The sequence below is a fragment of the Janthinobacterium sp. PAMC25594 genome, from assembly GCF_019443505.1.
Lineage (GTDB): Bacteria > Pseudomonadota > Gammaproteobacteria > Burkholderiales > Burkholderiaceae_D > Janthinobacterium.
The window spans coordinates 5,049,632-5,068,673 of the sequence record NZ_CP080377.1; the positions used below are offsets into that span (position 1 = coordinate 5,049,632).

The 19,042-nt window shown below is 52.6% G+C and carries 19 protein-coding genes; 7 read left to right on the forward strand and 12 right to left on the reverse strand.

What is annotated here, in order from left to right; translation table 11 throughout:
- Window positions 1-37 precede the first annotated feature (37 nt).
- The 5 genes from KY494_RS22695 to KY494_RS22715 all read right to left on the reverse strand — a co-directional run bounded on the left by KY494_RS22695 (window position 38) and on the right by KY494_RS22715 (window position 4,883).
- Window positions 38-568, reverse strand: coding sequence for a hypothetical protein (locus tag KY494_RS22695; protein WP_219888324.1), 531 nt, complete (start codon window positions 566-568; stop codon window positions 38-40).
- A 253-nt stretch (window positions 569-821) separates the two neighbouring features.
- A complete protein-coding gene (locus tag KY494_RS22700) occupies window positions 822-2,171 on the reverse strand; it encodes a primase-helicase family protein (protein ID WP_219888325.1) in 1,350 nt (449 codons plus the stop codon).
- Window positions 2,172-2,381: 210 nt separating this feature from the next.
- Window positions 2,382-2,600: a recombinase family protein gene (locus KY494_RS22705; RefSeq protein ID WP_219888326.1), complete on the reverse strand. Its 219-nt coding sequence runs from the start codon at window positions 2,598-2,600 to the stop codon at window positions 2,382-2,384.
- Window positions 2,601-3,031: 431 nt separating this feature from the next.
- On the reverse strand, window positions 3,032-3,616 hold the full coding sequence (locus tag KY494_RS29875; RefSeq protein ID WP_258194373.1) for an AlpA family transcriptional regulator: 585 nt from the start codon (window positions 3,614-3,616) through the stop codon (window positions 3,032-3,034).
- On the reverse strand, window positions 3,597-4,883 hold the full coding sequence (locus KY494_RS22715) for a site-specific integrase (protein WP_219888327.1): 1,287 nt from the start codon (window positions 4,881-4,883) through the stop codon (window positions 3,597-3,599). The genes KY494_RS29875 and KY494_RS22715 overlap by 20 nt, the downstream gene beginning before the upstream one ends.
- Window positions 4,884-5,595: 712 nt before the next feature.
- Here KY494_RS22715 and KY494_RS22720 point away from each other — a divergent pair.
- From KY494_RS22720 to KY494_RS22735, 4 genes are all read left to right on the forward strand, one after another.
- The gene (locus KY494_RS22720) at window positions 5,596-6,744 is read left to right on the forward strand and encodes an IS5 family transposase (RefSeq protein WP_219888328.1); all 1,149 of its coding nucleotides are present in this window, start codon (window positions 5,596-5,598) and stop codon (window positions 6,742-6,744) included.
- A gap of 33 nt (window positions 6,745-6,777) precedes the next feature.
- Window positions 6,778-7,788 (forward strand): IS110 family transposase, encoded by a 1,011-nt coding sequence (locus KY494_RS22725; protein ID WP_219888329.1) that lies wholly within the window; start codon window positions 6,778-6,780, stop codon window positions 7,786-7,788.
- Window positions 7,789-7,985: 197 nt separating this feature from the next.
- A complete protein-coding gene (locus tag KY494_RS22730; protein ID WP_219888330.1) occupies window positions 7,986-9,992 on the forward strand; it encodes an NACHT domain-containing NTPase in 2,007 nt (668 codons plus the stop codon).
- Window positions 9,993-10,191: 199 nt separating this feature from the next.
- Window positions 10,192-10,527 carry an FKBP-type peptidyl-prolyl cis-trans isomerase gene (locus KY494_RS22735; RefSeq protein ID WP_219888331.1) on the forward strand — a complete coding sequence of 112 codons (336 nt, stop codon included), beginning with the start codon at window positions 10,192-10,194 and terminating at the stop codon, window positions 10,525-10,527.
- Between the two features lie 109 nt (window positions 10,528-10,636).
- On the opposite strand, the gene KY494_RS22740 is transcribed toward KY494_RS22735, so the two are convergent.
- Window positions 10,637-11,350, reverse strand: a complete 714-nt coding sequence (locus KY494_RS22740; protein WP_219888332.1) for a YjjG family noncanonical pyrimidine nucleotidase — start codon at window positions 11,348-11,350, stop codon at window positions 10,637-10,639.
- A 125-nt stretch (window positions 11,351-11,475) separates the two neighbouring features.
- Between KY494_RS22740 and KY494_RS22745 the strand changes: the two genes are divergently transcribed.
- Complete coding sequence (locus KY494_RS22745; protein WP_219888333.1) at window positions 11,476-12,201, forward strand: pyridoxine 5'-phosphate synthase; 726 nt, start codon at window positions 11,476-11,478, stop codon at window positions 12,199-12,201.
- A gap of 120 nt (window positions 12,202-12,321) precedes the next feature.
- Here KY494_RS22745 and KY494_RS22750 read toward each other — a convergent pair whose 3' ends face one another.
- The 4 genes from KY494_RS22750 to KY494_RS22765 form a co-directional block, all read right to left on the reverse strand.
- On the reverse strand, window positions 12,322-12,723 hold the full coding sequence (locus KY494_RS22750) for an STY0301 family protein (RefSeq protein WP_219888334.1): 402 nt from the start codon (window positions 12,721-12,723) through the stop codon (window positions 12,322-12,324).
- Window positions 12,720-13,088 carry a BPSL0067 family protein gene (locus KY494_RS22755; protein WP_219888335.1) on the reverse strand — a complete coding sequence of 123 codons (369 nt, stop codon included), beginning with the start codon at window positions 13,086-13,088 and terminating at the stop codon, window positions 12,720-12,722. The genes KY494_RS22750 and KY494_RS22755 overlap by 4 nt, the downstream gene beginning before the upstream one ends.
- A gap of 120 nt (window positions 13,089-13,208) precedes the next feature.
- Entirely contained in the window at window positions 13,209-13,700 is a 492-nt protein-coding gene (locus KY494_RS22760; protein WP_219888336.1) for a DUF4265 domain-containing protein, read from the reverse strand.
- 342 nt (window positions 13,701-14,042) lie between these two features.
- On the reverse strand, window positions 14,043-14,762 hold the full coding sequence (locus KY494_RS22765) for a Crp/Fnr family transcriptional regulator (RefSeq protein WP_035828139.1): 720 nt from the start codon (window positions 14,760-14,762) through the stop codon (window positions 14,043-14,045).
- A gap of 274 nt (window positions 14,763-15,036) precedes the next feature.
- On the opposite strand from KY494_RS22765, the gene KY494_RS22770 reads away from it, so the two are divergent.
- On the forward strand, window positions 15,037-15,210 hold the full coding sequence (locus KY494_RS22770) for a hypothetical protein (RefSeq protein WP_219888337.1): 174 nt from the start codon (window positions 15,037-15,039) through the stop codon (window positions 15,208-15,210).
- 24 nt (window positions 15,211-15,234) lie between these two features.
- Here KY494_RS22770 and KY494_RS22775 read toward each other — a convergent pair whose 3' ends face one another.
- Window positions 15,235-15,453, reverse strand: a complete 219-nt coding sequence (locus tag KY494_RS22775; protein WP_219132871.1) for an oxidoreductase-like domain-containing protein — start codon at window positions 15,451-15,453, stop codon at window positions 15,235-15,237.
- 363 nt (window positions 15,454-15,816) lie between these two features.
- Here KY494_RS22775 and KY494_RS22780 point away from each other — a divergent pair, with 363 nt between their 5' ends.
- Window positions 15,817-17,370 carry a DEAD/DEAH box helicase gene (locus tag KY494_RS22780; protein ID WP_219888338.1) on the forward strand — a complete coding sequence of 518 codons (1,554 nt, stop codon included), beginning with the start codon at window positions 15,817-15,819 and terminating at the stop codon, window positions 17,368-17,370.
- 353 nt (window positions 17,371-17,723) lie between these two features.
- On the opposite strand, the gene KY494_RS22785 is transcribed toward KY494_RS22780, so the two are convergent.
- The gene (locus KY494_RS22785; protein WP_258194374.1) at window positions 17,724-18,977 is read right to left on the reverse strand and encodes a lipopolysaccharide biosynthesis protein; all 1,254 of its coding nucleotides are present in this window, start codon (window positions 18,975-18,977) and stop codon (window positions 17,724-17,726) included.
- Window positions 18,978-19,042 lie beyond the last annotated feature (65 nt).

A 19,042-nucleotide genomic window follows, 5' to 3' on the forward strand; every position in this document is an offset into this window, starting at 1 on the left:
TTTAAGTGCCATGTATTATTTCGTGCTTGTAAATAATTTATTTAGCTGGTGTAAGGTAATCGGCCAATTCGGATATATGTAAATAGAAGAGGCCTTTTTTGGTGTATTTTTCCGTTATATTCAAGGGAAGATCGTTGCCGAAGATCACAATGTAATTCTCACGGCTAAGAGCTTTTTGGATTAATAGGTGCTTGGTCAGACTGTGGTTGAAAGCATGTAAGAGGCAATCGCTACGCCAATGCGAGTTCCACAATGTTTTGCTTATTTCGTGGTATTTCAGGCCGGTATCGTCGCCAAAGCGGTAACGGTACTGCGCACGAAGTTTGTTTTCGGATGTCTCGTGCGACTGCTTGGAGTTCAATGCTGCAAACTTGGTTTCAAAGAATGTAACTTTGCCGGTGACATGGCATGTGTGTTTGAAGTCTGGTAGATAGGTGCCAGTGAATCCACGTTTGTCCGTGAACTCAGTTTGAAAGTCTGGTGAGAAGGACTGGCAGGGAAGAACATTAAGTGTTGCGAGAAATTGGGCGGCGTCGCCTTCGGAAATAGATGCAAAGCGTTTAGACATAGGAATATCCTTCAAGTGATTTGAAATTGAGTTTTAATATTTGGGAAAGGGCCGAGATGGGCCGCAGGGCATTGCTGAGGAATGGCTAAACTTCAGTACAGAAAAACATGTACTTCGTATTAAGTAAGAATATAGTGCTTGGTGTGATCAGGGTGATCAGAAAGTGTAAGCTACTGTTTTTAAATGATAATATGGTAATTCATGGGGTGATCATTAGGGTGATCATGGGGTGATCAAATCCCTCTTGGGGTGATCAGAATGGCGCTGATGGCGTTGCTGTGGTGTGGCTTTCAGCAGGTTCCCATTGGCGCTTATGCGCTACTCTAATTTCGTCTAATTTCATATTGATCGGGTGGCACAAACTTGTTAGCTTTCCGTCGATACGTGGTCTTGCATTTACATAACCGGCTTCACGTAACAGGTGCGGCACTTGCCGGGAGTTCGGGCGCTGCATCTTCTCGGTGTCGTAGGCATCCATTAATTCCGAGTGAGTGAACACAACGTGTTCTGATATGTAGTTATTTAGGAATTGCGAGTGGATATCCGCAGACATTCCAATCATGCTTTTTAGGTTAGCGCTTTGGTCGATGTGCTTTGGATTGAATCCTTCAAGGGAGTAAGACATAAACCAATTGTGTACAGCGCACAATGAGCCAGGTAGCGCAAGCCAGTCAGCCAATATCTTAATGAATCTTTGCGTTTCTTCTTTGTCGTGTCGATGAATCAACGGGGCGGGTGAGTACCAACGTCTTTCATTTTCGGCAAGGTGCAAAGGGCGGTCGTCGTTGCTGGCGAGCATGAACCGTGTGTAAGTTCGCACCATTCCACCTTGTTGGTGCTTGCGTTCCGTGTAAGCCCGTTCCTCTGATAGTAAGCTTTTAAGTTTGGTTTGGGTGTCGTCCGATCCTTGCGCGGGATCGTCAAGCAGCACCAGCAAGTTATCTTCAAGCATCGTAGAAAACTGCCCCATCACTTTGGAAAAGCTGCTTACCACACTGGTGTGATGTAGTAAGGGATGAAGGATTGACTCCACAAGGAAGCCTTTGCCTGTACCTACATCGCTGCATAGCATTACGTGCCACGATGGGCGTTCTTGGGGGTACTGGAATATGTGAGAAAGCCATTGTGTAAATATGTGGCGCTCTGCTGGATCGGGAGCGAGGCGTTCTAAGTATTCCAAAAACAAAGGGGAAACGCTGGCGCTGTCTGTCGTTGGTGTGTACTTGCGATACGTATTGACATACAAACATTCCGTTTGTGGTTCTGTAAAAAACTCAGTATCGACAGGTACAAACTTAGTACCGACTACGTGAGGCAAAGTGTAGGTGATGTAGGACGGCGAACGATAGGAGCACTTTTGCTTGTTCACGAATAGCCAGCGGGAAAAATCGTTGTCAATGAATGATAGGGGCAAGGGTTTACCGTTGAAACGGTTGAATAGGCGGGTGTAGTTGGATGAGGCATCATCAAGCTTGCAGAATCCGCGAGCTTTGAGAGTTACAACATAGGCGGCAAGGGTGATCTTGTCGGCGGGGCTTGGTTTATTAGGCGGTGTTGGTGCTGGCGTTTCAGGCGTTACTAGGGTTAGGTTTGGCACGGTCATTGATATCCTTGTTCAATAGGTTGCCGGAAGCGGCGGTAAGAATCAGTTGTTCGATCAGTTTTGAAGATGGCATAGCAGCGCCAGCACATAAGGCTTTAAGCGCGATCCAGGTTGACGGCAAGAGGTATATGTAAGCACGTTGCAATGCTTGCCCTGCGGCGTTCTGGCACGTTTGGCGCTTTGTGTGAGGAATGGTGATCGGGCGAGTTGTCATACTGCTGTTGCTCGTTTGAAGGCCACTGTGTACCTTGAGGGGGCATTGAGGCGGAAATTGCACAAGAGCTTGTTGATGACGAATTGTGTAAAATTACATCCTCGTAGCGTTCGGTGGCCTTCGGTGTTTAAAACGGTGGCAATCTCTTTTGCGTTGATGCCTTCAAGATGGAGGGAGTAAAGCCGAGCAATGGTGTGGTCGATTTGTTGAAGCATGTTTGCATCCTTTTTAAAAATATGGTATAGTTTTATTTGGGGTATTTTTTATTCCTTTATTAAGTTAACATTATACCATAAATGTGTCTTCTTGTCAATAGACGGGAAATGTAAGAATCGTGCCAGGTTTTAAAAGTAGAATGCAAGCGTACTCATTAAACAAAATGAGAATGATTCTTATTTATAAAATATTCTGTAAGGCGCTTGCTCTATGGCGTGGCAGCGTATATCAGCGCGAAATATGATTTGGCTGGGTAAGTGTCAACCGTCTTAAAAGAACGTCTTGAAGACTGTTTTATAGGGGATAAGTGGCACTTTTGACGCTGTTTTTGCGGCTAATTTGGGCTGTGGGGCGTGGGGTACTAAACCCATAACGGGAACTGTCAAATAAGTGTGTTTTTGGAATTTAAAATATGTTGCCATTGTTGCAATCATTTGATCCATCCACTCATCAGCCTAAGCACTTCATCCGAAGGCCATGCAAGTGATCTACCGTTCTTAACTGGTCGCATAGGGCCGTTGTCTTTGCTGTTCCAAGCTCGCAAGGTTTGAGGCTTCCTATTTAGTAGTTGTGCGGCTTGGGCGGTTGATAGGTTTATTCCAGGTGGCGGCAATGTTGTCGATGGATTGGTTGTTTGCTGCGGGGTTGGTGGTGGTGGCGTTTGCTGTTCCGGTTCCTCCGCTAAGGCGGCAGGGAGCCATGGGATTGATAGTCCGGTGAGTGTGCATAGTTCATTGGCGGCGTCTATCGCACAACGTTCAATCCTCTTGCGCTCGGCAGTGGTTTTCTTGATCTCCCAATCGATTGACAGACTCATAATTGCTTCAAGCAGATGCGCGGCTGCTTTTTCGATTGCAGGCGTTGCTGATTTGCTGAGAACGAACATAGGCGTTTCATAGAGTGCGCCCAAGTAGTGATCGTTGGGCATCTTTGCTGCGTTGTCACGAATCTTTCGCGCCCGTGGTATGTGTTCAATTGCTATATCCCGCAAGGCATCAAGGTAAAGTTGTTTCATTTGCTTTGCTCTGTTCAAGAATCCAAGCCTCTATTTTAGCGTGGCTTTTTTGCAATACATCGAACGGGCGAATAATATAACTTTTCTCTCTTGCGCTCTGTGGCTTGTGGCCTTGAATCTGAGCCGCGACGCCGGGCGGTATGTCCACCTGTTCGGCAAGGCTGGCAAAGGATCGACGTAGGCCGTGCAAGGTCAATCCTTGGAGTCCGACAGCGGTGCATGCTTTTGTGTGCGGTTGGTTGGGTTCGCTGATTATTGCAACACCTTCTTTTTCGCTGGCAAAAATGAACTCATTCCTGTGAGGGAGTGCGGTTAGCAAACCTTCTACAAAGGGAGTCAATGGAATGCTACGCGTGCCGTCTACTTTGTCGCGGATGACGATTGACTTCCATTGCCAATTAATATCCTCCCATTTCATAGCGCGCACTTCTCCAGGGCGTGCGCCCGTTAGAAGCACGACTTGTAAGTAGGCGCTGATTGTTGGGTTCTTAATTTCTTTCATGGCGGCAAACCAGCTGGATAGTTGCGCGCGTTTCAGGTTGTCACTCTTTGTTTTCACCTTTCCTAAGAACTCACCGCTTTTTTTCGTTTTGCCGGGGTTCAGGTGGGGCAGAAGGTCAGCGTAAGCATCGCTTTCGTAGCACCATTGGAAAAACACCTTGAGCATGCGCCACGCCAATCGGGCGGAAGTTGCACGTTCTTTCGCTTCGCGTTCGGCCCACTTTTCCACCAGCTTGTTATCAATTGCATTCATGGCAATCGGCATGAAGTAGTTCAGTGGCCCAGCGATGGTTACGCCACGGCCACGGGTGCCACGCATGGACGGGATGCCGCCCGGTGCGGCTTTGGCTACATGGTCGTTGTAGTGTCGATCCCCCCATCGGGGTTTGCGTTCGGCTAAGTACACTGCCCAGGCCTCCCCAAATGTTATGGTTTTGCGCGCCACTTCTGCTGCGGTGGTAAGTTCAGCGGCTATATTGGCGGCTTTCACGAGGCGTGGATCAAGGCCACGGTCTACCATGACTTGCAAGCGCCGGGCTTCCTCGCGTACATCTGACAAGCGCCATGCGGCGGTTTTGCCGATGGTCAGACGCAGAGGCTTGCCGTTTAGTCGGAACTGGAAAACGTAGGCGCTGGAAGTCTTGGATGCGCACTGACCTAAACCCGGTGCCGTAGTGTCCCATTGAAAGTCTTGAATCTTGCCGACACGGGGTTTGAAGTCGGCTACGCGGGCGTTCGTGAAATTTACTGTGGTGGTCTTTGCCATGTTGATCTGGTTCCAAGTAAGCGATAAGTAAGCAAATTCAAAGAATATCAGTCTACACCAATCAACACAAGGCAAGGAGTGATAATTTATAAGTATATGATTTTTAAGTACTTTATATTATTTATCTACTCAAATCAACGTCGTAATATACAATTTATGTCGGACTCATAATCCGTTGGTGCCGTGTTCGACTCACGGGAGGCCCACCAGAATTTGCAGCAATAGAATGAGCCCCGGCAGGTGACTGCCGGGGTTTTTTTATGCGCGAGACAATCACCGTAAGGTTTGGTCGTTCGGATGGGCTGATTCTGGCTTCGTCACTAATTTCATCTTATAGCGGTACGGAGTGCATAGGGGTGCTGTCCACTTTGCCTGCCGTTCGACCTTGTATTTGCAATTAAATACGCTACAGGTCATTATCGTTGTTCAATGCGGCTATGGTTGGGCTTGTGTCTGAATGGCGGACCTCGTATATTGAATATGCCGCATCTCCGTCAGATAATGAGGACGTGGTAGCGGCCAGGCAGAGTGATGCTGATCAGGCCGAGTGTTCTTGAACACGTGGGTCAGATAGGTACCTTTGCCTGTTTCATTTTACTAGTCCGAACGGTATCTTGGGCCATCGCGATGTTGCGTAAGCCTGTATACGAGGGTGTAGACAAAATCAATATCGGAGTTGTGGCATGCTATCGCGATGTGGGAGGAGCATGCCATGGCAACGAAATATCCACTCGACGGCACGGAGCCGTCAAGCAGAGCCGGCGGCAGACCACCTGCGTTGAAGCCTGAGCATATCGCAGTTTTACACGATATCGTAATGGAGCGCGCGCAGGCCAGCTTGCAGGAAATCGCCGACGAACTTCATCACCGCTGTGCTTTACGCGTGTGCGCAGCAACGATTCGTCGCGCGCTACGCGCGCTAGGTGTCGTACGGCTCAAGCCGGTACACCGGACCTTCGCTGTGCGAGCCGAAGGAACGAAGCGGTATGGCTACACAGCAGCCCACAGGCGCGAGGCCATCTCGCCATACAGCACCAACCTGACAGATGCGGAATGGGAGCTGGTTGCCGATTTGTTCGAACGTATGCCGGGACAGCGCGGCAAGCCCGTGCGTTACAGTCGCCGCGATCTCGTCAACGCGTGTTCTTACGTGCTGCGCACCGGCTGCGCATGGCGGCTGCTACCGGAGACGTTTCCACCCTGGCAGGCGGTCTACAAGGCGTTTTCGCGCTGGGTTGGCGCAGGTGTATTCGAACAGATGCAAGACCGGCTACGCGAACAATGGCGTATCCGCATGGGACGAGCAAGTACGCCAAGCGCGGCGGTGATTGATGCACAGTCCACCCGTATCTCGCCGCAAGGTGGCGAAAGCGGATTTGATGCAGGCAAGAAGATCAAAGGGCGCAAGCGTCATCTCGTGGTCGATACGATGGGGCTGCTCATCGCAGTGTCGGTCACCGCCGCGAGCGTGCAAGATCGGGATGCCACACCAGCGGTGGTGACGCAAGCGTGCAGCAAGAGCCCTCGCCTCGAGAAGCTCTATACCGACGGTGCCTATGGCGGAAAATGTGCGCATGCCATCGAGCAGGCACACGGTATTCGCGTTGAAGTAGTTCGTCATCCAGCCAATGGCACCACCGGAACGCTACACGATCCCAAGATCGCTCCTGTGCATGATGCGGCTACAAATGCCGGATTCATGGTCCTTCCCATGCGCTGGGTCGTCGAAAGGACCCATGCGTGGACTGAACGCTGGCGCCGCACGGTAATGCATCACGACCGCAAACTCGATGTCTCGGCAGCTTGGGTTTGGTTGGCTGAAGCGCGTATGCTACTCAACAGACTCGCTTATAAGAGTTGATTTTGTCTACACCCTCTACGAGGAAGGTCAAAAATGGATACGGTATGCGCGTTGGTTGGTATTGATGTGAGCAAGAAGAAGCTGGATGTTGCCATGCTTGTGAGCGGAAAGATAAAGGCCAAAGTGGTTGAGAACACCGCCGAGGGGCACAAATCATTGCTTGCATGGCTTAGCAAGTCGTCCGTACCGATGTCGTCAATACACGTCTGTATGGAAGCCACTGGAGTCTATTCTGAGCCAGTGGCGCCGGCCTTGCATCAAGAAGGACTAATTGTTAGCGTAGTCAATCCTGCCTGCATTAAGGGTTTTGGCGCCAGTGAAAATATCCGCAATAAAAATGACGCCATCGATGCGGCGCTCATTGCGCGTTATTGCGCAGCGATGCGACCGGCAGCATGGCTGCCGCCACCGCTAGAGCAGCGCCAGTTGCGGGCATGGACGCTGCGTGTGCAGGCACTCAAAGATATACGCCAGCAGGAAGAAAGCCGGCTGGAAGCCAATGCTTTCATCGGCATGGAAGATGTCGCGGCACATGTGCATCAGCACATTGCTTGGTTGAGCGCTGAAATTGCGAAGCTGGAGAGTGACATTAACGATCATATTGATCGCCATCCCAGGCTGAAACATGATGCTCAGCTTCTTGTCAGCATCCCTGGTGTTGGCATGGCCACAGCCGCAAGAATCCTGGGCCAGTTAGGCGACATTCGTCGGTTTTGCAACGCCAAGGCATTTGCTGCCTTTCTTGGCGTCACTCCTCGTCAGCGCAATTCAGGCGCTTCAGTGAAGGGACGCACGATGATCAGTCGTACCGGCAATACCTCGCTGCGCGCCGCGCTTTACATGCCCAGCTTGGTCGCACGTCGCTACAATCTCATTCTCTGCCGTTTTGCAGAACGCTTGTCTGCAACGGGCATGGCGAAAAAAGCCGTAATTGGCGCGATCATGCACAAACTAGCACATCTGATCTATGGAGTGATCCACACTGACAGGCCCTTTGATGCGCATTATTTGGCAAAAGGACTTGTCATTCAGGACGGTATCTGACCCCGCCATCCTGACCCCGCCACCCATGTGTGGTAGGCCTTTAAATGTGCTACAAGAGCTAGGTGGGTGGGAAAGTCCGCAAATGGTCAGACGGTGCGCTCATTTCTCTGCTAGTCATTTGGCTACATATGCTGACATGTTGCCGAGTATTGTTTGAGTTTTATAAAAAATAAAAAACTATTTTTCAGAGGTGATCTATGAATGGATTCGAATCAAAATTAGCTGTAAAGGCGGTTGGGGAAATTGCAAAACCACTAGGAAGTATTTTTGATGCTTTGTTAGGGCATAAGATAGAAGGTCTCAAAAAATGGGCGATTGATAAAGATCTAGAAAAATATGCGGCGGATGAAAATATTTCAAGTCTTTTAAAACTTTACGTTGAGCGAACTTTGAAGAAAGTTTCTAGGTTATCCACAATTGTTTTTCCTCAGGAAAGAATAGAACTTAAAAAGGTTTATGAAAATATTGTGGCGTATGAATTGTCGTCTTCTGGAGATGGAGTAAAATCAAATATTAAGAGAAATCATGAATTTGATTTCACAATTTCCGGAATGACATACTTTATTACAGATGTTGCAGGTATGGGGAAGTCTACATTTGTAAAAAATATGTGCTTGGAGATCTTTGATCGTAGCGAAAAGGTGCCAATTTTTTTTGAGCTGTCGGAGTTCGATCAATCTTTAAGTTTGATTGATAATTTGGCAAAAAATTTTGACGACTTGGATAAGGTATTTAATCGCGATTTATTTAAAAAGCTAGTGGCAAAGGGGAAATTTTTTGTAATTCTTGACGGGTTTGACGAAGTTGCTGTTGATTCTCGAAAAATACTTATTTCACAAATAGAAGTTTTTGATAGAAAAAAACAAAAAAATTCTCTTGTTCTGACTTCTCGGCCGCAAGAAGCTGTGCCTGTTTTTGATAATGCTGTTCGACTCGGACTAAAATCATTAAGTCGGGATCAGGTAATATCGATATTGAATAAGTATGATAATTTCTCAGATTTGGATATTGGGTTTAGATTGCAAAAAGAATTTGAAAGAATACCTGAGAAGTTTTTAACTACGCTTTTGTTGGTTGGGCTTCTGTATAGAACATATGGTTTCAATAATTCAATCGCTCAAAAAATATCAATATTTTATTCGGAAATTTTTGACGCGTTGTATAAAGGTCACGACCTTACTAAATCTGGATATGTCAGAGAAAAATTGTCTGGTCTTGATGTTGATGAGTTTAGGAGATTGTTTCGTCCATTTTGTTTCTTTTATATTTTCAAAAATTCTGACCAAAGACAGTCTGCTAATTATTTTGTTTCTTTAGTAGCCGATGCCAAGAAGGTTTGTTCGATTAAGGAATTTCTTCCTCAGAATTTTATTGATGACCTACTCGTAGCTGTTCCACTTTTGGCAAGAGATGGACTGTCAATAAAGTTTATGCATAGAAGTATTGCAGAATATTTTGCCGCAGAATATATTGCATATTGTTCTAAGGCTGGGAAGATATTGGAAAAAATAAATGATGAGGAATTTTCTGGTAAATTTAGAGAAGCAATCGAATATATTTATGATATTTCTCCTGGATTGTATAGGAAGTATGTTACCGCTCCTATTGCTAGAAGATTTCTGGAATTTAGTGAAGGAGATCATAGGGATGCATTATTTGATACTATGAGTTTTTTTGGTAAATGGTGTATGTCTCTGCACATTTGTAGTGAAGTACGGAAAATTCAGAAAAATGGTAGAAAAGAAATTGATATTCCACGTGTCAAAGACTGGAAGAGAGTCATGAGCCAGTATACTTATGGCTCAGTGAATGGAATTGAATATGTCTGCGCAATTTCTGCAGAAATGAATTTTCCTATTAATACTAACGCTTGGATTGAGCTAAGTGCGCCAATTGTTGTTGATGATATTATGTCCATGAGTGCGGCATTCGTTCAGGAATCTGTTTTTTCAGAATTGGTCAGTAATTTTGAAATGGGGAAGTGGCATCAATGGGACTCGATGGAGGTTTACCAATTTAGAAGTGCATCTAGCCTCAGGTGGTTATTATCTAATTTCCTTAGTAGAAAAAATGATTTTAAAGTATCTACGGTTGACTTGAATAATAGTGAGATTTCACGTGAGAAATGTTTGAACTTAATAAATTTAGTGGATGGTCTTACGGAGGCTGAAGAAGGGCTGGCAGGGATGTTGGGCTTGGAGTGATGCTATTAATGTGGCACCTATCTTATGAATGATTTTTTTCTTGTAGAGCATGTGACTCATATTCGTTGGCTCCGTGTTCGACTCACGGGAGGCCCACCAGAATTTAGCAGCAATAGAACGAGCCCCGACAGGTGACTGCCGGGGCTTTTTCATGCTGTCGTACAATCGCGGCATTGCGATTTATTTAGGATGAAAAGAGATGACGGCTGAAGTGAAGATTGACGATATCGTGGTGGGTGACGGCAAGGCGGCGGCGCGTGGTGCACTGATCACGGCGCATTACCGGGGCTGGCTGGAAGATGGCACGGAGTTTGACTCGTCGCACAAGCGGGGCGAGCCGTTCCGCTGTGTATTGAGCAATAACAAGGTCATTCAGGGCTGGATTCTGGGTTTGCAGGGCATGCAGGTCGGCGGCACGCGCAAGCTGTGGGTGCCGGCGCATCTGGCGTATGGCGAGCGGCAGGTGGGTTTGATTCCGCCAAATTCCAATTTGATCTTCGAGATTGAGTTGCTGGAAGTGCTGACGCGCGATTGATCTCTTGACGCGCAATCAGGTGGGCAGTGCGCTTGCCTACACTCTACGCGAGTAGCGGCCTGTTTTCATGCCGCTGCCAGCGTATTTCAGGTAGTGCGTTTGCTCAAGATCAAGCCTGTTTCAACTTGACTTGCATCAGGTCCAGCGCCGGCACGATGTCATGCAGGCTGGCGACTTCACAGGTGGGGATGGCGGCCGAAGTGTTGGCCATGCTGTCCGGGTTGAACCAGCAGCTGTCGATGCCGTAGCGGTTGGCGCCCAGGATGTCGGCGTCCAGGCGGTCGCCGATGATGATCGTTGTTTCCTTGCGGAATGCGCGCGCCATGTTGGCGGCGTATTCGAAGAAACGCACGTCCGGCTTGGCGTGGCCGCATGCTTCGGAGGTGGCGACGAAGGAAATGTAGTCGCTCAGGCCGGAGGCGGCAATGCGGCGGTTCTGGATGGATTCGACGCCGTTGGTGATGATGCCCACTTCGCCGATGCGCGACAGCGTTTCGCACACCTGTTTGGCGCCATCGATGAGCACGACCGTGTCCGGCAGCGATTCCAGATACAGCCGGCTGGCCAGTTCCGGGTCGATGGCGATGCCGTTCAGCGCAAACGTCTTGCGGAAACGCTCCACCTTCAGGAAATCCTTGCTCACGGTACCCGTCTCGAAACGTTTCCACAGGTCGACGTTGATCGCCTGGTACTGGGTGAACAGATCGTCGATACCGTCACGCAAGCCCAGTTCATGCATGGTGTGCAGAAACGAGCGTTTTTCGGACGCCCTGAAATCGAGCAGGGTATCGTCCAGGTCAAACAGGAATAATTTGTATTTCATGGCATGTTGTTGAAAGGAACTTGTCTTGCATCGTAGCACGTAGCGCCGAGTTTGGTTGGCGGTGCCCCGAGCGGGCGATCCGCTACAATCGCTGCCAGACTCGTCACTTTCACACCATTTCTGCCATGACCCAGCTCTCCGTCAACGTCAATAAAATCGCCCTGCTGCGCAATTCGCGCGGCCGTAATTTCCCGGATCTGCTCGCGTTTTCCGCGCGCTTTCTCGATCTGGGCGCCGCCGGCATCACCTTGCACCCGCGCCCGGACCAGCGCCATGCGCGCTACGACGATGTTGCGCCATTGCAGCGCCTGTGCGCGGAGCGGGGATGCGAGCTGAATGTGGAGGGGTATCCGGCGGCGGATTTTTTGGATGTGGTGAAAAGCACCCGCCCGGCGCAGTGCACCTTGGTGCCTGACATGCCGGGCCAGCTGACGTCCGATCACGGGTGGGACATCGAACAGCACGCAGCGCTGTTGCGTCCCGCCATTGCGCAATTGAACGACCTGGGCATCCGCGTCAGCCTGTTTGTCGATGCCGATTATCCTGCGCTGGAATGGGCGCGCGAGGTGGGGGCGGCGCGCGTTGAACTGTACACGGAGCGGTTTGCCGAGAGTTATGGCGGCGCGCAGGCCGATGCCGTATTTGAAACGTATCTGCAGGCGGCGCGGCGGGCACAGGCGCTGGGCCTGGGCGTGAATGCCGGGCACGACCTCGATTTGCACAACCTGGCGCGCTTCCTGGATATTCCCGGCATCCTGGAAGTGTCGATCGGCCATGCGCTGGTGGTCGAGTGCCTGGAAATGGGCATGGACAAGGTGCTGGGCCGCTACCTTGAGATATGTCAATCGTAGGGTGGCCGCACATCGAACGCGCTTGCCGCTTGCTGACCTTGCTTACCAGTTATTTCTGAATGGATTTTTGCCTGTTTGACGCAACTGTGGGGAGTGGCTTGATGAGTGATGCTGAGCGCACTATTTGCACTGGAAGCTGACTGTTTTCGTTCGCTGTGTAACGGCTGCGACGCACTGTTTGACGCCTGGCAAAGCCATGCGCAGGTAGCGCTCGGTACCGGAATACAGGCAGTCCACCTGAAACAGATAGTGGGGCGTATCAAAATTGATGTTCCAGCGTTGATACAAGGTGCCGGCGCGTGTCCATTCCCTGACTGGAGCCAGGATAGGCAAGGCTTCACCGTCTGTCGGCGGCTGATCCGCCGGATAGGACAGCACGCGCACGCTGTCGAGCCTGGCGGCTGGCAGGTTCCAGGTCGATGGAGCTGCTTGCGGGCAAGAAACGGACGCAACGCGGGCTGCGGCAGCTGGCCGCATCGCCGCGGCAGCGATGAGCAATGCCAGCAGTGCGAGCGGCTTCATTCCACCACCGAATAGAGTTCGGGGCGATTCGATGCCCCGGCCGCCGAACGGCCAAAGTAGATCACGCGGGCGCTGGGTTTGTGGTTGCGCCACTGGTCGAAAATTTCAATGCCGCCAGGCACCTGGCGAATGAATAGCGCCGCATGGTTGCCCTGCCGCAGATTCTGATAGCGGCCGTTGACGAAGGTGGCAATCACCGTGCCTTTCGAAATGCCGCCTTTTTCCAGCAGGTCCGGCACTTTGTCTCCTTCGCGCCAAAGCGATGCGGCGCGGGCGCCAGCGAGGTGTCTGACCAGGGTAACGCACTCGCCATTTCCCATGATTTCTTTTTGCTTCGCATAGTCGGCGCGCGCGATGTAAGGCATAGCGTTTCTCGCTGTGGTTGACGATAGAGAGAGCGTACGCAAGGCGCGGGCAAGCAGCTTGATGTGTGCCAGAGCGGAGCATTGACATGTGTCATGGCCCTGCCTGGCGCACGGGCATGCTTACATATCCACCCACCAGTTGAGCAAGGTTTCATCATCGTCGTCATCGAGGTTGACATAGATGTTGGCGAAGTACCATTCCACGCCCGTCGCCGTGCGGAAGGCATCGAAGGGGCCGTTGACGCTGTAGATGCCGTGGTGTCCCGGCACGCTGAAGGTGAGATTGCCCTTGTACTGGCCATCCATGGTGCCGCCCAGCTGCTCCTGCACGTCGCGTTCGAGCTGGTCGACTGCTTCTTGCGGTACGTCGTCGGCATAGATCTGGATGCAGAAGTTGCCGCCGCGCTTTAAAACTTCGGCGGGGGCGAGCGGGTCGGCGATGCTGACAATGTCGCCGCGTGCCAGGTTCAGGGTCAGGCCGGGCGAGGCCAGAAGTTCGTAGACGTGTTCGTCGATCTGGCGCGCTGGCAGGGTTTCATACACGGGGCCGTCGGTGTTTTCGCCTGCCAGTACGCGGATGTGCGGCAAGCCTTCGCAATTGATGTCTTCCATTTATTCTTTCGTAATGCCGGCGCGCTGCGTTGCGGGTCGCGCCAGCGTGGGGTTTATGGCAATATTGTACCGGGACCGTGCCAGCTGGCGGGGTACGCAACGGTGCAAACGAGGATGATGCGACGCAGCCAGCCTTTGCACCCGAGTACCACTCGTTTGACGATGCCGGGCCGGGCTGGTGGCCGGTCGCCAGTACCGTTGCTGATGAGTCGCGTCTGGTGTGTGGCGTAGCGCCGCGTGGCTGAAACCGGCCTGCGGGGCATCGTACGAAACCTGGTGCATGCGCCGGAATGAAAAAAGCACGCCGAAGCGTGCTCGCGCTGATTAATTAGCGCTGATTACTTAGTTGTGTGCACTGATGCCGCTGCGGAACTGCTCGAAACCGGCACGGGCGGCCTTGTAGCAATTGCCGGCGGCCGCTTCCAGACCTTCGCGGTCGAGCACTTCGACCGTACCGCGGCGGTACTGGATCAAGCCTTCGTCCTGCAGCTTGCGGGCCGTGACGGTGACGCTTTCGCGGCGCACGCCCAGCATGTTGGCCATGGTGTCTTGCGTGACCTTCAGCTCGTTCGACAGCGAACGGTCGAGGCGGTCCAGCAGCCAGCGGCACAGTTTTTGTTCGATGCTGCAATGACGGCCGCCCACCACATTCTGTGCCATTTGCGCAAACATGGCGCTGGTGTAGCGCATCAGCAATTGCGCCAGCGCGCCGCCTTCGTTGAACACCTCACGCAGGAAGGCCGTTTTCAGGCGGTAGCCGTAGCCTGCCGTCTGCACGATGGCGGTGCAGGTGGCGCGCTCGGCTTCGTACAGCACCACGCCGGCGACACCTTCGCGGCCGATGACGGCGATCTCGGTGGTGGCGCCGTCTTCCATCACATACAGCAGGGAAACGATGGCGTTGGTGGGGAAATACGTGTATTCAATCTTGCCGCCGCAATCGAACAGATGCTTGCCGGCAGGCAGAGCCACCAGTTCCAACTGGCAAAACAGGCGCTCCAGATCGGCGCGCGACAAGGCGCGCAGCAATTCGTTCTGTTGCGCGCCCGTGATGCTGATCATGGGCGTTGTCGGCGCGGCTTGCCAGTTGTGCTGGGTGGCGGCGTGGCTATTCGTTGTTGGGGTCAGGTTGCTATAAGCTTTGTACATGGTAGGGCCTCGTCTTCTGATTTTGTTGGATGGCGCTGCTTTTCTGGCTTGCTAGCGTTGTGCTGAATCTTGTATCCACTATAGGACCAGGGGACGCGTGCGTGCATCGGATGAGCCGACGTGCGTATGTAGGCTAGGAACATTGCCTCGTGTCATCCGACTCCTACGCCTGCTGCTGTATTTTTCCTTGTGGAAACAATTCAGCGATTTCCGTCGCTGGGAAGCGGCGCCCATCCTGGCCGTACAGGATGCCGACATGGCGCTGAATGAAACGCGCATGATCGACGTTGCCAGCACCGCCATGAGGGGCGCGCGCGTGCCCGTCAAGGCGCCTGCTGCCGTGGCGCCAGCGGATGAGTAGGAAAGCTTTTAATTAAGTAAGAAATTAAGCGCGCTTGCGCGGTTTCTTGATGCCTGGGGCGGCGGGGGCGGCAGCGGCTTGCTGGCGCTGCTGCCACGCTCTCAGGGCCTCTTCGTAGGCGGCCAGGTCTTCCTGGTACATTTCCAGCACGCAAAAGGTGCAACCGCTGTGGCAACACTCGTCATTGCCCGGCTTGCTGGGCGCTTGCGGTTGCGGATCGTGGGGGAACGGCGCGGTGGGCATGATGAGGGCAGGGGACGGCGGAGCAGGCATAGGAGTTGGTATGATACGGCATCCCGGCGTGCCGTTGCTGGAACGCTTTTTGCTCAAAAATCACGGTTTCCGTGTACAGTTGCGGTGAATTAGGGTATCGTTTACAGCACTGATATTGTATCTTCTGCGCGCGATGTTCCGCCGGCGCGATCTCCGCCGCCATCGCAGCACATCTCTTCGACGCTCCCGCATACGCCATACAGCATGTCCCGGAGCACGGAGGTGCCGCAAGAACGATGATCCATGGCTTGCAAGACGGAGCTGCCTGTGCCCCGAAATGTTGTTTATTGAGAAAGCATGGCTTCCGCAGTGCGGAGGCACACCAGAAAATTTATGTCTGAAACCGAATCGACTCCTACGCCCAGCCCGGCGATTGCCCCTGAAGCGGCGCCCGCCGCTGCACCTGCACCTGCAGCATCCGCTGCCCCCACCCTGACTTTCGCCGACTTTGGCCTCGCGCCTGAAATCCAGCGCGCACTGACCGATCAGGGCTACACCCGTCCGACACCGATCCAGGAGCAAGCCATTCCCGTGGTGCTGCAAGGGCGCGATGTGATGGGCGCCGCGCAAACGGGCACCGGCAAGACGGCCGGTTTTTCCTTGCCGATCATCCAGTTGCTGATGGCGCATGCCAGCAGCAGCATGTCGCCGGCGCGCCACCCGGTGCGCGCGCTGATCCTGACCCCGACCCGCGAACTGGCGGTGCAGGTGGCGGAAAACGTCAAGGCCTACGCCAAGCACACGCCACTGCGTTCGACGGTCGTTTTCGGCGGCATGGACATGAAGCCGCAAACGGTCCTCCTGCGCGGCGGCGTGGAAATTGTCATCGCCACGCCGGGCCGTTTGCTCGACCATATCGAGCAAAAGAACATCAGTCTGAGCCAGGTGCAGATGCTGGTCATGGATGAAGCCGACCGCATGCTGGACATGGGCTTCTTGCCGGACTTGCAGCGCATCATCAACTTGCTGCCGAAGCAGCGCCAGAACCTGATGTTCTCGGCCACGTTCTCGCCAGAAATCAAGAAGCTGGCCGCCACCTTCCTCAACGATCCGCTGACGATCGAAGTGGCGCGCAGCAACCAGACGGCCGATAAGGTCACGCAGGTGGTGTACAAGGTGACGGAAGACCAGAAGCATGCCCTGGTCGCCCATCTGCTGCGCCAGCGCGACCTGAAGCAGGTCATCGTATTCTCGAATACCAAGATTGGCGCCTCGCGCCTGGCCCGCGTGCTGGAGCAGGAAGGCATGAGCGCCACGGCGATTCATGGCGACAAGAGCCAGCAAGAGCGCATGGCGGCGCTGGAAGCGTTCAAGAAGGGCGAGATCGATGTGCTGGTGGCGACCGACGTGGCGGCGCGCGGCCTGGATATTTCCGATTTGCCTTGCGTCATCAATTTCGACTTGCCGTACAACGCGGAAGATTATGTGCACCGCATCGGCCGCACGGGTCGCGCCGGCGCCTCGGGCGACGCCATTTCGATTTATTCGGATAAAGACGAGCGCTTGCTGGTCGACATCGAGAAGCTCATCAAGCAAAGCATCAAGCGCGGCGAATTGACGGGATTCAACCCGGCGCCTGCCCGCGGCAGTGACAGCGAACGCCGTCCGCCGCGCCGGACCGAAGGTAGCGAGGCGCGTCCCGCACGCGCCCCAGAGAGCCGCCATGTTGGCGACAGCAGCCGCGACAGCAGCCGCGACAGCCGCTCCGCCGAGCGCGGTGCGCGTCCCGCCTTTGGGCCTGGCGCTCGCCGCGAAAAGGCCGATCCCTGGTTCCTGAAGCCGTATGAGCCAGCCAAGGCAGCGGCCCCCGCTTCTGCCAGCATGGCGCCAGTCGCGGCCAAGCCGAAGCAGAAGGTGGCGGCGTTATTGGGTGGTTTGTTAAAGTAGTAAGTGTTACGCGCTGCTATCCCAACGGGATGGCGGCTCATGCGGAGGCGTTAAATAGCTTGCCTCTGCATTTTTCCTGAGTGTGCATGCCTGATGCGTATGTACACGCGAAAGTCTCCTCCCAACGGTGACGCGTCAGCTTACCGGAAAATAATCCAAGCATCACTCAATGGTATGGCCGGGATCGACAGGGCGTCGATTACTCGGGTGGAAAACGTTGCCCTTGTTGCGTGGACGTACTTTCCTGACGGCTTGATTCCCTTGAGGCCCGGCGACATTAGGCTGCACGCTGCATCTCTGGCGACGGGACGCAACGTGCAGGGCAGCTGACCGTGTCTGCGCTTACAGACCAATTAACCTTCGATCTGCATACTATTTTTCTTCAACCAATTTCTGACGAATACAAAGCATCCCGCCGCCAGCAAGCCCAGCAAGGCACTGAGCAGCAGTACCAGCGACAGACGCTCGGTACGATTTTCCGGCAAGCTTGGACCGGCAATGAAGCGGCTCTTGTCCAGATACAGATTGAGCGCTGATTGATTGTCGATAGTGAGCTTGTTGAAGACCTGGCGGATAGCTTCGTCTTCCATGTTCTTGTCCTTGAAGACGGCGTGTTTAATGGGTTCCAGGCCGCGCAAAATGGTCTCGCCCGACTTTGTGCTGTCGAGTAAGACTTTGACCCGATCATAATACTCACGCAGCAGCTTGTACTGTTGCTGTTCCCGCTTGGCTTTGAGAATGGCCTCGCTGGCTTCTGCGAACTCCACTTCACTACTCATCAATTGAGCTACTGGCGACAAATAGCGCGCGCTTTCTTCAGTCACAGTGACCACTTGACGTGTCGCCTGATTGGCGGAGTCAGGGTAGCGCGTGATAATTTGTTTCAGACTATTGCCTTTGCGCTTGTATTGTTCCTGCTTCTCATTACTGGAGATAATGTCGTTTTCGAGTTCGGTAATCTTCGTGTTCATTTCCGCATGCTTGAAGCGCAAGGCATCCGAATAGATCAAGTAAACGATCGTATCCATGGCATAGGTACCAAGCAGGCCAACTGCTTTTTGGGCGCCCTCTGGCGATGCGGAGGCATAGTTGATGCGCAACCCTATTACGTTGCTGTCGCTATCCTTGCTTCCCCCACCCAATTCCTTGGCATCCAGTTTTGTGAAAGAGTAAATAGGTTCGATGCGTGCGCTGATGCCTTCACGTGATGCGAAGGTCTTGCGTAAGTTAATGACTTCAGGAGCGTTGGTCAATTTATCTTCTTGCGTATATTCAGCGAAGCGTTCCGCACTATGGAACGCGGCGGCATAACGCTTGTAGTCGCTGATCGCGATACCCGTTGGCGGGTCGATTTCCCTGCCATCCCTGGGATCCTTGATTTTCTTTTGCAGCGGTATCGCACCGCCAAACTGAAAAAATCCCTCGCTTTTGTATTTGGAGAGAATCATACTGCCGACACCTCCAATTACGGTCGCGCCGAGCGTGACGCCAATAATCAGCTTGCGTGCATGCCACAGCGGTAGCAGCAAGTCGCTGAGTTTGGTTTCGTTTTCATCAAAATATACATGTTGATGATTGTCTTGTTGCAATTCGTCAAGGTGTTTCATAATTTTCTTTATTAGTAATCTGTTCACTGCAATCTGTTACCCGCTTGCCGGGCTGTGCCTGGAAG

Coding starts and splice junctions, on each gene's coding strand:
- KY494_RS22765 (WP_035828139.1), bottom strand. CDS start 14,762: ATGATCAGCATCACGGGCGCGCAACAGAACGAATTGCTGCGCGCCTTG.
- KY494_RS22760 (WP_219888336.1), bottom strand. CDS start 13,700: ATGGAAGACATCAATTGCGAAGGCTTGCCGCACATCCGCGTACTGGCA.
- KY494_RS22775 (WP_219132871.1), bottom strand. CDS start 15,453: ATGCCCACCGCGCCGTTCCCCCACGATCCGCAACCGCAAGCGCCCAGC.
- KY494_RS22740 (WP_219888332.1), bottom strand. CDS start 11,350: ATGAAATACAAATTATTCCTGTTTGACCTGGACGATACCCTGCTCGAT.
- KY494_RS22735 (WP_219888331.1), top strand. CDS start 10,192: ATGACGGCTGAAGTGAAGATTGACGATATCGTGGTGGGTGACGGCAAG.
- KY494_RS22695 (WP_219888324.1), bottom strand. CDS start 568: ATGTCTAAACGCTTTGCATCTATTTCCGAAGGCGACGCCGCCCAATTT.
- KY494_RS22725 (WP_219888329.1), top strand. CDS start 6,778: ATGGATACGGTATGCGCGTTGGTTGGTATTGATGTGAGCAAGAAGAAG.
- KY494_RS22705 (WP_219888326.1), bottom strand. CDS start 2,600: ATGCTTCAACAAATCGACCACACCATTGCTCGGCTTTACTCCCTCCAT.
- KY494_RS22745 (WP_219888333.1), top strand. CDS start 11,476: ATGACCCAGCTCTCCGTCAACGTCAATAAAATCGCCCTGCTGCGCAAT.
- KY494_RS22750 (WP_219888334.1), bottom strand. CDS start 12,723: ATGAAGCCGCTCGCACTGCTGGCATTGCTCATCGCTGCCGCGGCGATG.
- KY494_RS22785 (WP_258194374.1), bottom strand. CDS start 18,977: ATGAAACACCTTGACGAATTGCAACAAGACAATCATCAACATGTATAT.
- KY494_RS22700 (WP_219888325.1), bottom strand. CDS start 2,171: ATGACCGTGCCAAACCTAACCCTAGTAACGCCTGAAACGCCAGCACCA.
- KY494_RS22730 (WP_219888330.1), top strand. CDS start 7,986: ATGAATGGATTCGAATCAAAATTAGCTGTAAAGGCGGTTGGGGAAATT.
- KY494_RS29875 (WP_258194373.1), bottom strand. CDS start 3,616: ATGAAACAACTTTACCTTGATGCCTTGCGGGATATAGCAATTGAACAC.
- KY494_RS22720 (WP_219888328.1), top strand. CDS start 5,596: ATGGCAACGAAATATCCACTCGACGGCACGGAGCCGTCAAGCAGAGCC.
- KY494_RS22715 (WP_219888327.1), bottom strand. CDS start 4,883: ATGGCAAAGACCACCACAGTAAATTTCACGAACGCCCGCGTAGCCGAC.
- KY494_RS22780 (WP_219888338.1), top strand. CDS start 15,817: ATGTCTGAAACCGAATCGACTCCTACGCCCAGCCCGGCGATTGCCCCT.
- KY494_RS22755 (WP_219888335.1), bottom strand. CDS start 13,088: ATGCCTTACATCGCGCGCGCCGACTATGCGAAGCAAAAAGAAATCATG.